Source organism: Bacillus sp. PS196, assembly GCF_037963555.1.
GTDB lineage: Bacteria > Bacillota > Bacilli > Bacillales > Bacillaceae > Bacillus > Bacillus subtilis.
The window spans coordinates 1079065-1094241 of the sequence record NZ_CP150159.1; the positions used below are offsets into that span (position 1 = coordinate 1079065).

Here is a 15177-nt window from a genome sequence, read left to right on the forward strand (position 1 = left end):
AAAGCGAAGCGGTTAGCTTCGCTTTTTCATTTTCAATCCTTTGCTTCTTTTTTAATAATATTTAGCAGCGCCTTTGTATCATTTTTGCTTAATTTGTAGTATGTGCCATCCTTCAAAAAAACGGCTTGCTGGCTGCCGTCAATCCATAGTCTGAATGAGTCATACCGGTCTTTATGAAACTTGATTGTCCCTTCGTAATCAGGGGCTGATGTTTTTTCTGTCTTCACCTGTTTTCCCTGATTCATAATATCCAGCATATCTTTGACGTGCTGTCTTTTTTCAATCTCGATATCTTCCTGGCCGCTTGAAGACAGTGTGATCAAATCCGCGTCTACCGATTGATACACATCGCCTGATCGGCTGTAAAGATAAAAAAATGCGATAAACACAAGACCGATTACCACGATGGCTGCCACTATTTTTTTCATTTGCATCACTCCAAACATTGTTAGTTTTCCCAGCGATCGGGCTTTCCATGCTTAAAAGGGTGGAAAAGTGCGGAACACAGCTTGGTTCTAAGAATTTGAATTTATGATTACAATAGAAGTAACGGGTTGATGTGAGGAGTGAGGCGTTATGCGCAAGTGGATTGCGGCAGCAGGACTTGCTTACGTGCTGTACGGGCTGTTTTTTTATTGGTATTTTTTCCTGTCGGGTGATTCCGCAATACCGGAAGCCGTGAAAGGGACGCAGGCTGATCCGGCTTCTTTCATGAAGCCGTCTGAGTTGGCAGTGGCCGAGCAGTATTCGAATGTCAAGAATTTTTTATTTTTTATCGGGGTACCACTTGATTGGTTTCTGTTTTTTGTTCTGCTTGTCAGCGGTGTTTCAAAGAAAATCAAGAAATGGATCGAAGCGGCCGTGCCTTTTCGGTTTTTGCAGACCGTTGGTTTTGTGTTTGTGCTTTCGCTGATTACAACATTGGTGACGCTGCCTTTAGATTGGATAGGCTATCAAGTATCGCTTGACTATAACATTTCCACACAGACAACGGCCAGCTGGGCTAAGGATCAGGTTATCAGCTTTTGGATCAGCTTTCCAATCTTTACGCTTTGCGTTCTCGTTTTTTATTGGCTGATCAAAAGGCATGAAAAAAAATGGTGGTTATACGCCTGGCTGTTAACAGTGCCGTTTTCGCTGTTTCTGTTTTTTATTCAGCCGGTCATTATCGACCCTTTATACAATGATTTTTATCCGCTGAAAAACAAAGAGCTTGAAAGCAAAATTTTAGAGCTGGCAGATGAAGCCAATATTCCGGCTGACCATGTATATGAAGTGAACATGTCAGAAAAAACAAATGCGCTGAATGCCTATGTTACAGGAATTGGGGCCAATAAACGGATTGTATTGTGGGATACGACGCTGAACAAACTTGACGATTCAGAAATCCTGTTTATTATGGGCCATGAAATGGGCCATTATGTCATGAAGCACGTTTACATCGGTCTGGCTGGTTATTTGCTCGTGTCGCTCGCCGGATTTTATGTCATTGATAAGCTTTACAAGCGGACGGTTCGCCTAACCCGCAGCATGTTTCATTTAGAAGGGCGGCATGATCTTGCGGCACTTCCGCTGTTATTGCTTTTGTTTTCTGTTTTGAGCTTTGCGGTGACGCCTTTTTCTAATGCTGTCTCGCGTTATCAGGAGAATAAGGCTGACCAGTATGGGATCGAGTTGACAGAGAACAGAGAAGCCGCTGTTAAAACGTTTCAGGATTTGGCCGTGACGGGGCTGAGCCAGGTTGATCCTCCGGTGCTTGTGAAGATTTTCAGAGGCAGCCATCCGTCGATCATGGAACGGATTCAACATGCGGAGAAAGAAGAGAATGCGCCGGAACATCAGGATGCTGACAAATAAAAAGAAGCAGGTATGGAGGAACCTGCTTCTTTTTACTATTATTGTGCAGCTGCTTGTACGTTGATTAACCCTTTTCCATAGTAGAAAGAGTTTCCAAGATATGTTGCAGTGCTTTCTAAACGATCACGGACTTGCGCGTTTGTCCAAGTCGGGTGCTTAGAAAGAATTAGCGCTGCTGCTCCGGCAACGTGAGGAGTCGCCATGGACGTGCCGTTGTAAGCACCGTAAGTGCCTCCAGGAAGTGTGCTTTGGATGGATACGCCAGGAGCCATCACATCAAGCTCAGAACCTGCGCTTGAGAATGAAGCTCTTTGGTTGCTGCTGTTTACCGCACCTACCGCAATAGTAGAAGGATATTTTGCAGGGTAGCCGACTGTGCTTGAGCTTCCGGACGAACCTTCGTTTCCGGCAGCGGCAGCAACGACGATACCGCTGGAAACGGCTTTATCAACGACTGTTTTCAGCGCTGTAGAACCAGAAGGTCCGCCAAGGCTCATGTTAATAACATCCATATTGTTGGAAATGGCCCATTCAATGCCGTTAATAATCCAGCTATATTGGCCGCTTCCTGTTGAATCAAGCACTTTTACTGCATATAATGATGCGCTTGGCGCTACGCCCAGAACACCGATTGAGTTATTAAGAGCGGCAATCGTACCGGCTACATGCGTACCGTGAGAACTGCCGTCCTGGTATGGGTTTGTTTCAGAAGGTACGAAGCTTGCTCCGCCTCTGACGTTTAAGTCAGGATGAGAAGAGTCAATTCCGCTGTCGATAACAGCTACTTTTACGTTAGAGCCTGTGTAGCCTTGAGAGTGAAGAGCCGGCGCTTTAATTTGAGAAATGCCATAAGGAACAGATTGCGCATATTCATGTGCAATATGATCTTCTTCCACATATGCAACGCTCGGATCTTTTTTCAATTCTTTTACAGCTTTTTCATCCAATGTTGCTGCGGCCGCGTTAACATACTTAAATTGCTTTTGAACCTTTCCGCCTTTTTCAGAAATAACATCCTTTTTCTTGGCGGAACTCATGGCACTCATTGTCTGTTTAAATCCGACAATGTATTTCTTTTCTGTACTGCTTTTTCCGGCAGCCTGCGCAGACATGTTGCTGAACGCCATCGTAAAGATTAACGTTAACGCAAACAACAAGCTGATCCACAATTTTTTGCTTCTCACTCTTTACCCTCTCCTTTTAAAAAAATTCAGAGTAGACTTACTTAAAAGACTATTCTGTGAATTTATTGTAATAGATGGAATAATATTTTAGTAGACCCATTTTTTTGAGATGATTTTATCTCTATTTAGGTATATCATCTCTCGCTATTTCCGTAGAGACTCGAAATAACTATTTTCATACAGAAAAGAACGAAAATAGACATGAGTAAATGTTCATTATGCTGAAATGTCATGCTTTTTTAGGTTAAATGCTCCTGAGTCCCGGCAAATTCCTGTCGAAAAAATTCGTTCAAATGACCTGCGTGTGCTTCCGTGAGAACAATGGATATTATCGTGATATTTTTTCAAAGCATGATGATAAAAGTATTCTGAAAAATAAACTTTACAGAAAAGGGATAGAATGAAAAAATTATTGAGAGGGAGGAAGAAATAAGATGAACATTCGCCAAGCAAAGACATCAGATGCGGCCGCCATTGCGCCGCTGTTTAACCAATATCGGGAATTTTATAGACAGGCATCCGATTTGCAAGGGGCAGAGGCTTTTTTGAAAGCTCGTTTGGAAAATCACGAGTCTGTTATTTTGATAGCAGAAGAAAATGGAGAATTCATAGGCTTTACCCAGCTCTATCCAACGTTTTCTTCTGTGTCAATGAAAAGGATCTACATATTAAATGACTTATTTGTCGTTCCTCATGCGCGTACAAAGGGAGCCGGCGGCCGGCTTCTTTCTGCCGCAAAGGATTATGCAGAGGAAAACGGGGCAAAATGTTTAACACTTCAGACTGAGCACCACAACCGGAAGGCAAGAAGCTTGTATGAGCAAAACGGCTATGAAGAGGATACCGGATTTGTCCATTATCGTCTCAATGTGCCGGCGAAGTGAAAATGGCGGCTTGATGATTTGGTTTTTTGAACGTTCTTCGGTTACGATATAAATGAAAAGGAGTGTGCCGAATGTCAACGTTATTTCAAGCATTGCAGGCAGAAAAAAATGCCTATGATGTTTCAGTCCATGTGAAAACCATATCAACAGAGGATTTGCCGAAGGATGGTGTCCTGATTAAAGTTGCTTATTCCGGCATTAATTACAAAGATGGTCTGGCCGGAAAAGCAGGAGGCAATATCGTCAGAGAGTATCCGCTTATTTTAGGCATTGATGCTGCGGGTACGGTCGTCTCTTCCAATGATCCGCGTTTTGCGGAGGGGGATGAGGTGATCGCGACAAGCTATGAGCTCGGTGTCTCCCGTGATGGCGGATTAAGTGAATACGCTTCGGTGCCTGGTGACTGGCTGGTGCCTTTGCCACAGAATCTTTCGTTAAAAGAAGCGATGGTGTACGGAACGGCGGGATTTACTGCGGCGTTATCAGTGCATCGGCTTGAACAGAACGGTCTGTCTCCGGAAAAAGGCAGCGTGCTAGTCACAGGAGCAACCGGCGGTGTCGGCGGAATTGCGGTATCGATGCTGAACAAGCGGGGTTATGATGTGGTGGCAAGTACCGGAAACCGGGAGGCGGCTGATTATTTGAAACAGCTTGGTGCAAGCGAAGTAATCAGCAGGGAAGATGTCTATGACGGAACGCTTAAGGCGCTGTCCAAGCAGCAATGGCAGGGAGCGGTTGATCCAGTCGGCGGAAAACAGCTTGCCTCGCTTTTAAGCAAAATTCAATACGGCGGATCTGTCGCAGTGAGCGGCTTAACCGGCGGAGGAGAAGTTCCGGCAACCGTGTATCCTTTTATTCTTCGCGGAGTAAGCCTGCTCGGAATCGATTCAGTATATTGTCCGATGGACGTCAGAGCCGCTGTTTGGGAGCGCATGTCTTCTGATCTCAAGCCTGATCAGCTGCTGACCATCGTGGACAGGGAAGTATCATTGGAAGAAACGCCGGGTGCGTTAAAAGATATTTTGCAAAATCGCATTCAAGGAAGAGTGATTGTGAAGCTTTAACAGGATCAGCTTGCAGAGAATGTTATTTTTCTGCAAGCTTTTTTGTGGACAGGATGATCAGCTGCTGAACTGCTGTGTCGCGAAACAAGATTTTCCTGTAAGCCGAACTTTCTCTTCTCATTTTAAAAATAATTGGTGATAATGATTCTCATTCCGTGTTATACTACTCTTGGACATCTTAACCATAGAAACTACCAACAGGAGAGACTGGAACATATGAAAAAAACACTGATTATTCTTACAGTTTTACTTCTTTCTGTCTTAACGGCTGCTTGCTCGTCTTCAAGCGGCAATCAAAACAGTAAAGAACATAAAGTGGCGGTAACACATGATTTAGGGAAGACAAATGTGCCTGAGCATCCGAAGCGGGTTGTTGTTCTTGAGCTAGGTTTTATTGATACACTGCTTGATCTCGGCATTACGCCTGTCGGGGTTGCCGATGACAACAAAGCGAAGCAGCTGATCAACAAGGATGTGCTGAAGAAAATTGACGGCTACACATCTGTCGGCACTCGCTCACAGCCAAGCATGGAAAAGATTGCTTCATTAAAACCCGATTTAATTATTGCTGACACGACCCGGCATAAGAAGGTGTACGATCAGCTGAAAAAAATAGCGCCGACGATTGCGCTTAATAATTTAAATGCTGATTATCAGGATACAATTGACGCTTCGCTTACGATTGCAAAAGCAGTCGGCAAGGAGAAGGAAATGGAGAAAAAGCTGACGGCGCATGAAGAAAAGCTTAGCGAGACAAAGCAGAAAATCAGCGCGAACAGCCAGTCCGTGCTTTTGATCGGAAATACAAATGATACGATTATGGCCAGGGATGAAAACTTCTTTACATCGAGACTTTTAACACAGGTCGGCTATCGATATGCAATCAGTACGTCAGGCAATAGCGATTCAAGCAATGGCGGCGACTCTGTGAATATGAAAATGACACTGGAGCAGCTGCTGAAAACAGATCCGGATGTGATCATCCTGATGACAGGAAAAACAGATGACCTCGACGCCGACGGTAAACGCCCGATCGAAAAGAATGTCCTTTGGAAAAAACTGAAGGCAGTGAAAAACGGGCATGTATACCACGTGGATCGTGCGGTGTGGTCTCTGCGCCGCAGTGTAGACGGGGCGAATGCCATTTTGGACGAGCTTCAAAAAGAGATGACGGCTGCTAAGAAATAAAAGAAAAGACAGGCAAACGCCTGTCTTTTTCTTATCTGATAAAGCCGGATAAGTGGCTGTTGATATTATAGTCTTTTATCCGCCATTTTTCTTCTGCAAATTCAATGTTGCTGAGGCAGGCGTTGACGAGGCGGGTGCTTTGAAGCTCCGGGTCACCGCCGGATATTTCCGTCAGCAGGGCGTGAATTGCCGCACCGTGCGCCACGATCAGCACCTTCTTGTTTGGATACGCCTGGTTCACTTTTGCCAAACCGCCCATCAGCCTGTCAGTGAGTTCTTCTAACGTTTCCATATTCGGATAGATGTTATCTGGATAGCGCTTTGTCCGTTCCTCCAGCGGCATGCCCTCCGCGTCGCCGTAATCGCGTTCCTTAAAATCATCCATCTCGACTATCGGAAGATGCAGATATTCATTAATAATTTCCGCGGTTCTTTTCGCTCTTTTCAGCGGGCTCGTCACAATAATATCCCAAGAAAAGTCCTTTACATATTCTCCGGTTTCTCTTGCTTGGCGTTCACCTGTTGCGTTTAGCGGGATATCGGTTTTGCCTTGGCATTTTTGCTGCAGGTTCCAATCGGTTTCTCCATGTCTTACTAAACAAACGGCTGTCATAAAATCCCCTTCCTGACTTTATTCATATCGCTATTATACTAAATCGAAAGCGTGTGTCCTATGAAAAAGCCTATGCAAGAACTTCAAATAATAAAGCAAGTCCAATTCCGCCGCCGCTTCCGATGGCTGCAACCACATATTGACAGTCTGTTCGTCTTTTCGCTTCATAAAACAATCTGGTTACCAGAGCTGCACCTGATGCACCGTACGGATGGCCAAGAGCTAAGGCGCCGCCGCGCACATTGATTTTTGAAAAGGGAATGCCGAGTTCTTGCGAGCAGACACAAATTTTGACGGCAAAGGCTTCATTGATTTCAAATAAACCGATATCCTCAGGTGTTACATCGTGTGTATGTAAGAGGTTACGGATCGCATCAACCGGTGCCGCGGGCGGATAGTTGGGGTGAATGCCGCTGACAGCGCTGCCGATAAACCGAAGCACAGGCTTAAGTCCGAGGGCTGCCGCTTTTTCTTCTTCCATTACCAAAAGAGCGGCTGCTCCGTCTGCTATGCCGCTGCTGTTGGCTGCTGTGACTGTTCCGGAGCTGGTGTCGAAAACCGGCTTTGCACGGGGAATAATCGCTTCTATCGGCCGCGTTTTCAAAAATGCTTCGTCCATCTCCAATTCCCCAAGAGCAACAATTTCTTCACGGTAAAATCCTTCATCATGCGCGTTCCTGCTGCGTTGATGGCTGAGAAGCGCGTACTCATCCTGCATGCTTCTGCTGATGGAATAGCGTGCAGCCGTATATTCTGCCGCAATGCCCATGTCTGGATCGCCGATGGCATCTGGAGAAAAGCGGGCCCGTTCTGAAAAAGGGGATTGGCTGCTGCTTTCTGAGCCGCCCGCGATATACATCGTGCCGGCTCCCGCTTGAATAAGACTGCAGGCATAGCGCACAGCTTCAAGGCCGGAGCCGCACTGTCTGTCAATTGTCATTCCGGGAACCGATAAAGGCAGTCCGGCTTGAAGGGCTGACAGTCTGGCGAGATTGCCGCCTCTGCCGGTAGCGTTTCCGAGAATGACCTCGTCAATTTGATCCTCTAGCTTTCGGCTGAGACAGCGGATGATGGGAGCTGACAAATCCTCCGGCAGGAAGGGCTTCAGCAGTCCGTTTTGATTTCCAAAGATCGTTCGTTTTGCATCAACAATAACCGCATTCATTTATACTGTATACTCTCTTCCAGCCATTTTTTCACGCTGGAACGGGCAATTTTTCCGCTGCTCGTTTCCGGCAAGCTGTCTGCAAACACCCATTTTTTCGGAATTTTATAGGAGGCTAATTTCTGTTTACACAAGGCTTTCAGTGTTCTGGCATTAGCGTTTCCATGAATGACAGCTACAGCGATTTCTCCCCAATACTCGTCGGGAATGCCAACGACAGCCGCGCTTTCAACCTCTGGGCAGGCGAGAAGCACACGTTCAATTTCTTCTGGGAAAATATTTAATCCTCCGTACACGATCATCCCGTTTTCTCTTCCTGATATGTATAGAAAGCCCTCTTCATCAACATAGCCCATATCATCCACTGTCATCCATTCATCTGGTGTGCTGCCGTTCACATAGCCGGAAAACCGCATCGGGCTGTTGACAAATATTTTTCCGACTTCGCCTGGCTGACAGCGTTCTCCTTCAGCGTTGCGGATTTCGATCCGGACATTATGAAAAGGGCGGCCCGCTGAATGCGGTTTCCGTTTGCTGTCTTCCGGTGAAGAAAACGTCACAAAACTAAGCTCTGATGTGCCGTAAAAATCGTACAGCTTGAGATGAGGCCATGCAGCGGCAAGCTTCTCCTTGGATTCTGCCGGCCAGTCTGCGCCGGATGAAATGATTTTGACGGGACTGTCGGGAAAACCCTCAATCCTTGTGAGGGCGTCTGTCATCGTCGGTACGGTATAGAGAACACTGATGGATTCACGGCACAGCCATTCCTTCGCTTTGGCAGGAGAAAACTTTTTCAGCAAACAAACGGTTCCTCCGAGAAACAAAGTGCTGACTGCCCCGTATAAGAAGTGAGAGGACATTAACGTCCCGGGAATCAATACCGTGTCATTTGATGAAATTGAAAAATCTGTTTCTGTACAGGTAAAGCTCTCTATCCATGAGCGGTGAGATCGCGTAAAGGCCTTCGGTTTTCCTGTCGAGCCCGACGTAAATCCCATATAAAAAGGGTGCTCCGGATCAATGGTAGGCAAGGGATCAGCGGCTGCCTCAGAAATATCTGCCATACAGTTATCCAGCAATACAACAGGTGTCTGGCTATCTGTCAGTTTGTTTTTGAAAAAGGCTAAAGTAACCACAAGATCCGCATTGCTTATGGACAGCCGCTCCTTACATTCAGCCGGGCTCCAGCGTGTGTCGATGGGAATGGCCGTACATCCAGCCGCTGCGGCTCCGGCAAACAGCTGTAAAAACGCGAGACTATTTGGGAGCAGGATCGCCACACGATTCGGCATGCTCGGCTGTGACCGCAGCCAATTTGCGGTTTGAGAGACAAGCCGATCCCAATCCTGGTACGTGATTTGCTCCGATTCAGTCTGGATCGCTACACGGCCGGGCGATGTTTCGGCAGTAGATGAATAGGTATGAGTAATTGTCATGTAGTGTCATCCTCCTTTTGTAAACATCGTATCAGAAAGAGACAAGGCTTGAGTGATTTTTATCGCCAGAAATGCAGATACAGCCGCTTTTATCAAATCACCAGGCACATATGCAAGGCTCATGAAGGCGGCCTGTGACAAATCAATATGCATGATAAAAGCTTGTACCGGTATACCAAGCAGATAAATAAAGATGATGCCGAATACGATATGAGTGAAAAAGAGACGCAATACTGTCACCTTCCGCAGCCTGTTAGCGGCTAAACTGATCAGCCATGAAGCGAGGGGATAAGCAATCAAAAAGCCTGCGCTCGGTCCGAAAAACACACCAAAACCGCCTCGTCCGCCGGGCAACAGCGGCGCTCCGAAGGCGACGAGCAGCAAAAAGACAAGCTGGCTTAAGAAAGCAGACTTTGGCCTGAGAATGCTGCCTGCCAACATGACACCAAGCGTTTGCAATGTAATCGGAACGGGTGTAAAGGATAAGAAGAGAGGGGGCATAAAGCCGAGCACTGCCATCAGCGCGGTGAAAATCGCAATATGCATCATGTCGATTAATTTCAGCATGTGAAATCCTCCAAAAAGTAATCAAATATGGTTATACAATAAATGCAGGCAATTATTATGTCAACTGATTTTTAATTTAAGTTTACATAATGAACGCAAAAAAACCGGCCGTATGGCAGACCGGTTTTTGATGGTTATTCTTCTGTCAGGATGACAAGCGAATCAACGGAAGCGGCCACATGGGAAACGGCGCGGCTGACTTCCTGAAGCCCTCCAAGAAAGGCTTGCAGATCGACGTCGATTTTGCCTGATTGCTCTTTGCTGATTTTCATGCTGTGGACGATTTCATCGAATAAGCGGTTAATTTGCGTCATTTTTTCTTTACTTTCGCTGACTAGCTCATTCACGTCTTTGATATGCTTGGATACAATGTTGATTTGTGTATTCGTATTGTTCACAAGCTCAGAAACAGTAGAGACGGTTTTTTTCGTATCCTCAGAAAGCTTCCGCACTTCATTTGCCACGACAGCAAAGCCTTTGCCGTGTTCTCCGGCGCGGGCGGATTCAATAGATGCATTGAGCGAGAGAAGGTTTGTTTGTTCAGCTATGCCTGTGACGATGCCGAAGATTTTTTCAATTTGCTGCGCGATTTCATCCAGCTTGACCATTTCTTTTTCGATTTGGACAAGGCTTGTGTCAATTTTGTTCATCTGTTTTTGCTGGACTTCTAGCTCTTTTTTTCCGCCGATCGACTTTTCTTCAACAGTGCTGGATGTTACAGTGCCGGCTTTGGATGCTTGAGAAATGCCTTCAGATTTGTCCACAAGCTCTTGAACTGATCTGCTTGTTTCTGAAAACAGATTGGCAATCGATCCAGAGGTTTCTTGAATTTTCTGATGAAGAAGGTTTTTCTTTTCTTCTTGTTCATCACGGGTCTGGTTGTACTCGCTTTGAAACGCTTCAAGGACAAGCTGCTGTTCTAAGTTCAAGATTTTTGTTGTTGCTTTAATGGCTTTTAGCAGTTCTTGCTGATTTGTAATGGACGCTTCATAAATGTCAATCATTGACAAAAGAAGCTCTTGAAACGCACCCATATACCATTTTGGCAAAAGGCCGATTCTTAAATGGATGGAGGCGATTCGGTTACGCTTTTCAATAAATTCATCATCGATAACGCCTGCAAACATTTCCTGAATATGCCGTTTTAACGTTTGTTTTAAGCGGTCAACTGAGCTGTGATCATTAATGATATCCATCAATGAGCTTTCATGGTCAAGGTTTTTATAAAACGCATCAACGATATTTACGATATTTTCTTGAATGAGTGGCTGAAGCTGCTCTAACACGTAAAGCTCAGCATCTCCCAACCTGACCATTTTGAGCTGTTTTTTGACATCTGCATGTTTGTTTGTGAGCTGAATGCGGTTTTTTTGCTGTCCGTTTGAATCTGAAAAGTAAGCTGTTTCTTGTTTTCTGTCTTTTTTAAATAACAATACAATGATCCCCCTTGGGAAAAATATAATTTTTACTTTTTGGCTTTTTAAGCCTTTTTCTTTTTTATCGGCCAAGAGAAACATGAATGAAGCTGCAGATGAAAAATATTTGAAAAACCGTTCATTAAAATGAACGGTTTAATCGAGATCTATTTGTTTTAATGGTTTAATGGCCGGACCCTCTACAACTTCGCCAGATGGCTTAAAGCGTGATCCGTGGCACGGACAATCCCACGTATGCTCACTGTCGTTCCACTCGACCTCGCAGCCTAAATGGGTACAAGTCGTATCAACGAGATGGAGGCAGCCTGTCTCATCCCGAAATGCTCCCGCTCGCCTGCCGTTTATGGTGACGGCTTTCCCTTCTCCTGGCGAAATGTCTTCAAATTGGACATCAGGCTTTTCAAGCTTTCCTTTAATCAAATGCTTGGCGACATCGGCATTGTAGGAAATCACTTTCTGCAACCCGGGATTCAGATGGAAACGGGACGGAGTGAAAATGCTTTCGTATGGATTGTCTTTTTTCTCCACAAGGTCTGACAATAGAGTGGCTGCGACTGCTGAGGACGTCATGCCCCATTTTTTGAACCCGGTCGCTACTAGAATATTGTCCTCATTTTCCGACATCGGCCCGATAAACGGGATTTTGTCGATCGTCACTAGATCTTGTGTGGACCAATAATATGGAATACTTTCGATGCCGATGGTGCTTTCGGCCAGTTGTCTCAGTGTTTCATAATGTGTAGACATGGCTTTTCCCTGGCCTGTTTTATGGCTTACTCCGCTGAAGAGAATCAGCTTTTCACCGTTTACAACCGTATAGCGGAGCGCCACTGACGGCTGATCGATACTCAAATACATGCCCTCGGGATACTCGATCTTCGGCTTGATGGCAAGGACATAAGATCTGTCGGAGTACATTCTCGCAGCATATAATCCGCCTCCGTCATAAAAAGGGAAGTGGGAACAGCATATGATAAAGCGGCTCTTAATGGCGTGCCGGCTTTTTGTTACCACTTCGGGCTTTTCGCCTTTTTTGATATCAAGCGCAACGGTCTCTTCATAAATTCGGCCGCCTTTTTGAACAATTTGCTCCAGAAGCGCTTTTAAGTATTGAAGCGGATGAAATTGAGCTTGATTCTTCATGACAAGCGCCAACTTAGAACCTAAGGGAATTGGAAGATCCTTGATAAGGTCTCTTTCAATTCCGAGCTTTGTGTATGCCTCATGCTCGGTGCGGATTTTTTGAACAGCGTTTTCATTTGCCGTATAAAGATATGCGTCTTGCTCGATCCATTCACAATCAATTTGATGTTCATCCACAATGCCTTTTATGTAATCAATTGCGTTTTGGTTTGCTTCATAATAAAGCCTCGCATGGTTTAATCCGAAATGGCGGATAAATTCGTCGTATATCATGTCATGCTGTGCGGTAACTTTAGCAGTTGTATGCGCAGTGGTTCCGTTAAGAACCTGATTTGCTTCAATCAAAACGACACGGAAGCCTCTCTTCGTAAGTTCATATGCCGTTGTGATTCCCGTAATCCCGCCTCCGATAATGGTGACGTCACATTCAGTGTCCTCTTGAAGCGCAGGAAAAGAAGGCAGGTCAGTTGATGTTTTCCAGTATGTTTCAGGTGCTTCCTTTGCAAAATGTTGATTAGCCAAGCCGTTATACCTCCAATCAGATTTATTCTTAATTTTTCCATATTCTATCTTTTCATACATAGGAAGCAGGCATTGTTCATAACATAATAAGGTTGAAAAGGAGTGATTTCATTGGCGAATCAAAAAAAGAAAACATTACCGCCTCAGCACCAGAACCAGCAGCCTGGTTTTGAATATTTGATGGACCCGCGTCCGGTTTTTGATAAGCCGAAGAAAGCGAAAAAATTAGAGGGCAAAACCGCTATTATTACTGGAGGAGACAGCGGGATTGGACGCGCTGTCTCGGTGTTATTCGCAAAAGAAGGGGCTAATGTGGTCATTGTGTATTTGAATGAACATCAGGACGCCGAGGAAACAAAGCAGTATGTAGAAAAGGAAGGGGTAAAATGCCTGCTGATTGCAGGAGATGTCGGGGATGAAGCGTTTTGCAATGATGTGGTCGGGCAGGCAAGCCAAGTGTTTCCATCCATTGATATATTGGTTAACAATGCAGCTGAGCAGCATGTCCAGCCCAGCATTGAAAAAATCACCAGCCACCAGCTGATCAGAACCTTCCAAACAAACATTTTTTCCATGTTTTACTTAACAAAGGCAGTGCTGCCTCATTTAAAAAAAGGGAGCTCTATTATTAATACCGCTTCAATTACCGCCTATAAAGGCAATAAAACGCTGATCGATTATTCAGCGACAAAAGGCGCGATCGTTACGTTTACAAGGTCCCTTTCCCAGTCGCTTGTTCAGCAGGGCATACGGGTCAATGCAGTGGCACCGGGTCCCATTTGGACACCGCTTATCCCGGCCAGCTTTGCCGCAAAAGACGTGGAAGTGTTTGGTTCAGACGTGCCGATGGAACGCCCGGGACAGCCGGTCGAAGTGGCGCCAAGCTATCTATACCTTGCCAGCGATGATTCCACATACGTCACAGGGCAGACGATTCACGTCAATGGCGGAACAATTGTGAACGGATAATAAAAAGCCAATCCTTGAAGGATTGGCTTATTCGCTCTGCTTGAGCGCTGCATATTCTTTAGAGAGCGTAAGAAACGCATCTTTATCTTTTTCGTCCAAGGCTTTGTTAATTTGGTCCGTCAGCATGGCAAGCCGACGGTTATACAAGGATTCATCGAGCACCATTTGAATGTAAATATCCGTCATTGTGACATCGAATTCTTTTGTTTTTTGCGTGTTGCGGGACTTCATGAGCTCAGTGTACGATTTTTTCTCTTTCATAAAGAATCCCCCCAATGCCTTTTTTATAGTATATGGATAACGGTCGAAAAAATCAATAAATTTTTATAATTTTTAGACAACTAATACTTGGCAATCTATCGACATATCCTGCAAAATGCCGTAAACCGGCAAGTCTTATGAAAGTAAAATCGGTTTATTACTAGTCATTTAGTACCATTAAATATCATTAAAAGATGATTTTATCTTAAATGTTAAAAAAACCTGTCGTTTTACAAAAACAGATGATAGATTATTAGTATAAATTTTGCAGAAAAAGGATGGAGGCCATAATATGAGTCAGAAAACAGACGCACCTTTAGAATCGTATGAAGTGAACGGCGCAACAATTGCAGTGCTGCCAGAAGAAATAGACGGCAAAATCTGTTCCAAAATTATTGAAAAAGATTGCGTGTTTTATGTCAACATGAAGCCGCTGCAAATTGTCGACAGAAGCTGCCGATTTTTTGGATCAAGCTATGCGGGAAGAAAAGCAGGAACTTATGAAGTGACAAAAATTTCACACAAGCCGCCGATCATGGTGGACCCTTCGAACCAAATCTTTTTATTCCCTACACTTTCTTCGACAAGACCCCAATGCGGCTGGATTTCCCATGTGCATGTAAAAGAATTCAAAGCGACTGAATTCGACGATACGGAAGTGACGTTTTCCAATGGGAAAACGATGGAGCTGCCGATCTCTTATAATTCGTTCGAGAACCAGGTATACCGAACAGCGTGGCTCAGAACCAAATTCCAAGACAGAATCGACCACCGCGTGCCGAAAAGACAGGAATTTATGCTGTACCCGAAAGAAGAGCGGACGAAGATGATTTATGATTTTATTTTGCGTGAGCTCGGGGAACGGTATTAGAAAAATAGGAAGGAGCT

The 15177-nt window shown here is 44.9% G+C and carries 15 protein-coding genes; 6 read left to right on the forward strand and 9 right to left on the reverse strand.

The annotated features are described in order from the left end of the window. Positions 1 to 32: 32 nt before the first annotated feature. Positions 33 to 428, reverse strand: a complete 396-nt coding sequence (locus tag NST79_RS05645) for a hypothetical protein (RefSeq protein WP_003245187.1) — start codon at positions 426 to 428, stop codon at positions 33 to 35. Positions 429 to 576: 148 nt separating this feature from the next. On the opposite strand from NST79_RS05645, the gene NST79_RS05650 reads away from it, so the two are divergent. Next, positions 577 to 1857 (forward strand): M48 family metallopeptidase, encoded by a 1281-nt coding sequence (locus tag NST79_RS05650; protein ID WP_003233175.1) that lies wholly within the window; start codon positions 577 to 579, stop codon positions 1855 to 1857. A 38-nt stretch (positions 1858 to 1895) separates the two neighbouring features. Here the strand turns inward: NST79_RS05650 and aprE are convergent, their stop codons facing one another. Continuing rightward, entirely contained in the window at positions 1896 to 3041 is a 1146-nt protein-coding gene (gene aprE, locus NST79_RS05655) for a subtilisin AprE (RefSeq protein ID WP_015715621.1), read from the reverse strand. Positions 3042 to 3475: 434 nt separating this feature from the next. On the opposite strand from aprE, the gene NST79_RS05660 reads away from it, so the two are divergent. From NST79_RS05660 to NST79_RS05670, 3 genes are all read left to right on the forward strand, one after another. Continuing rightward, the gene (locus tag NST79_RS05660) at positions 3476 to 3925 is read left to right on the forward strand and encodes a GNAT family N-acetyltransferase (protein WP_019712916.1); all 450 of its coding nucleotides are present in this window, start codon (positions 3476 to 3478) and stop codon (positions 3923 to 3925) included. A 71-nt stretch (positions 3926 to 3996) separates the two neighbouring features. Continuing rightward, on the forward strand, positions 3997 to 4989 hold the full coding sequence (locus NST79_RS05665; protein WP_019712915.1) for an acryloyl-CoA reductase: 993 nt from the start codon (positions 3997 to 3999) through the stop codon (positions 4987 to 4989). Positions 4990 to 5205: 216 nt separating this feature from the next. Then, on the forward strand, positions 5206 to 6177 hold the full coding sequence (locus tag NST79_RS05670) for an ABC transporter substrate-binding protein (protein WP_032721272.1): 972 nt from the start codon (positions 5206 to 5208) through the stop codon (positions 6175 to 6177). A gap of 31 nt (positions 6178 to 6208) precedes the next feature. Here NST79_RS05670 and phoE read toward each other — a convergent pair whose 3' ends face one another. From phoE to NST79_RS05700, 6 genes are all read right to left on the reverse strand, one after another. Further along, the gene (phoE, locus tag NST79_RS05675; RefSeq protein ID WP_212058963.1) at positions 6209 to 6790 is read right to left on the reverse strand and encodes a histidine phosphatase family protein; all 582 of its coding nucleotides are present in this window, start codon (positions 6788 to 6790) and stop codon (positions 6209 to 6211) included. Between the two features lie 70 nt (positions 6791 to 6860). Further along, complete coding sequence (locus NST79_RS05680) at positions 6861 to 7955, reverse strand: acetyl-CoA C-acyltransferase (protein WP_019712349.1); 1095 nt, start codon at positions 7953 to 7955, stop codon at positions 6861 to 6863. Beyond that, entirely contained in the window at positions 7952 to 9391 is a 1440-nt protein-coding gene (locus NST79_RS05685) for an acyl-CoA synthetase (RefSeq protein ID WP_212058964.1), read from the reverse strand. Before NST79_RS05685 ends, NST79_RS05680 begins: the two co-directional genes overlap by 4 nt. Before the next feature lie 6 nt (positions 9392 to 9397). Further along, a complete protein-coding gene (locus NST79_RS05690) occupies positions 9398 to 9958 on the reverse strand; it encodes a biotin transporter BioY (protein WP_003233151.1) in 561 nt (186 codons plus the stop codon). Between the two features lie 134 nt (positions 9959 to 10092). After that, entirely contained in the window at positions 10093 to 11391 is a 1299-nt protein-coding gene (gene hemAT / locus NST79_RS05695; RefSeq protein ID WP_003245216.1) for a heme-based aerotactic transducer HemAT, read from the reverse strand. Positions 11392 to 11529: 138 nt separating this feature from the next. After that, positions 11530 to 13059: an FAD-dependent oxidoreductase gene (locus NST79_RS05700; protein ID WP_212058965.1), complete on the reverse strand. Its 1530-nt coding sequence runs from the start codon at positions 13057 to 13059 to the stop codon at positions 11530 to 11532. 111 nt (positions 13060 to 13170) lie between these two features. On the opposite strand from NST79_RS05700, the gene NST79_RS05705 reads away from it, so the two are divergent. Beyond that, positions 13171 to 14028: an SDR family oxidoreductase gene (locus NST79_RS05705; RefSeq protein ID WP_003245662.1), complete on the forward strand. Its 858-nt coding sequence runs from the start codon at positions 13171 to 13173 to the stop codon at positions 14026 to 14028. A 27-nt stretch (positions 14029 to 14055) separates the two neighbouring features. Here NST79_RS05705 and NST79_RS05710 read toward each other — a convergent pair whose 3' ends face one another. Then, the gene (locus NST79_RS05710; RefSeq protein ID WP_003233142.1) at positions 14056 to 14289 is read right to left on the reverse strand and encodes an IDEAL domain-containing protein; all 234 of its coding nucleotides are present in this window, start codon (positions 14287 to 14289) and stop codon (positions 14056 to 14058) included. A 292-nt stretch (positions 14290 to 14581) separates the two neighbouring features. Between NST79_RS05710 and comK the strand changes: the two genes are divergently transcribed. After that, positions 14582 to 15160 (forward strand): competence transcription factor ComK, encoded by a 579-nt coding sequence (comK, locus tag NST79_RS05715; protein ID WP_003245329.1) that lies wholly within the window; start codon positions 14582 to 14584, stop codon positions 15158 to 15160. Positions 15161 to 15177 lie beyond the last annotated feature (17 nt).

Coding starts and splice junctions, on each gene's coding strand:
- NST79_RS05645 (WP_003245187.1), bottom strand. CDS start 428: ATGAAAAAAATAGTGGCAGCCATCGTGGTAATCGGTCTTGTGTTTATC.
- NST79_RS05680 (WP_019712349.1), bottom strand. CDS start 7,955: ATGAATGCGGTTATTGTTGATGCAAAACGAACGATCTTTGGAAATCAA.
- NST79_RS05685 (WP_212058964.1), bottom strand. CDS start 9,391: ATGACAATTACTCATACCTATTCATCTACTGCCGAAACATCGCCCGGC.
- NST79_RS05710 (WP_003233142.1), bottom strand. CDS start 14,289: ATGAAAGAGAAAAAATCGTACACTGAGCTCATGAAGTCCCGCAACACG.
- NST79_RS05690 (WP_003233151.1), bottom strand. CDS start 9,958: ATGCTGAAATTAATCGACATGATGCATATTGCGATTTTCACCGCGCTG.
- comK (WP_003245329.1), top strand. CDS start 14,582: ATGAGTCAGAAAACAGACGCACCTTTAGAATCGTATGAAGTGAACGGC.
- NST79_RS05660 (WP_019712916.1), top strand. CDS start 3,476: ATGAACATTCGCCAAGCAAAGACATCAGATGCGGCCGCCATTGCGCCG.
- phoE (WP_212058963.1), bottom strand. CDS start 6,790: ATGACAGCCGTTTGTTTAGTAAGACATGGAGAAACCGATTGGAACCTG.
- NST79_RS05670 (WP_032721272.1), top strand. CDS start 5,206: ATGAAAAAAACACTGATTATTCTTACAGTTTTACTTCTTTCTGTCTTA.
- NST79_RS05665 (WP_019712915.1), top strand. CDS start 3,997: ATGTCAACGTTATTTCAAGCATTGCAGGCAGAAAAAAATGCCTATGAT.
- NST79_RS05650 (WP_003233175.1), top strand. CDS start 577: ATGCGCAAGTGGATTGCGGCAGCAGGACTTGCTTACGTGCTGTACGGG.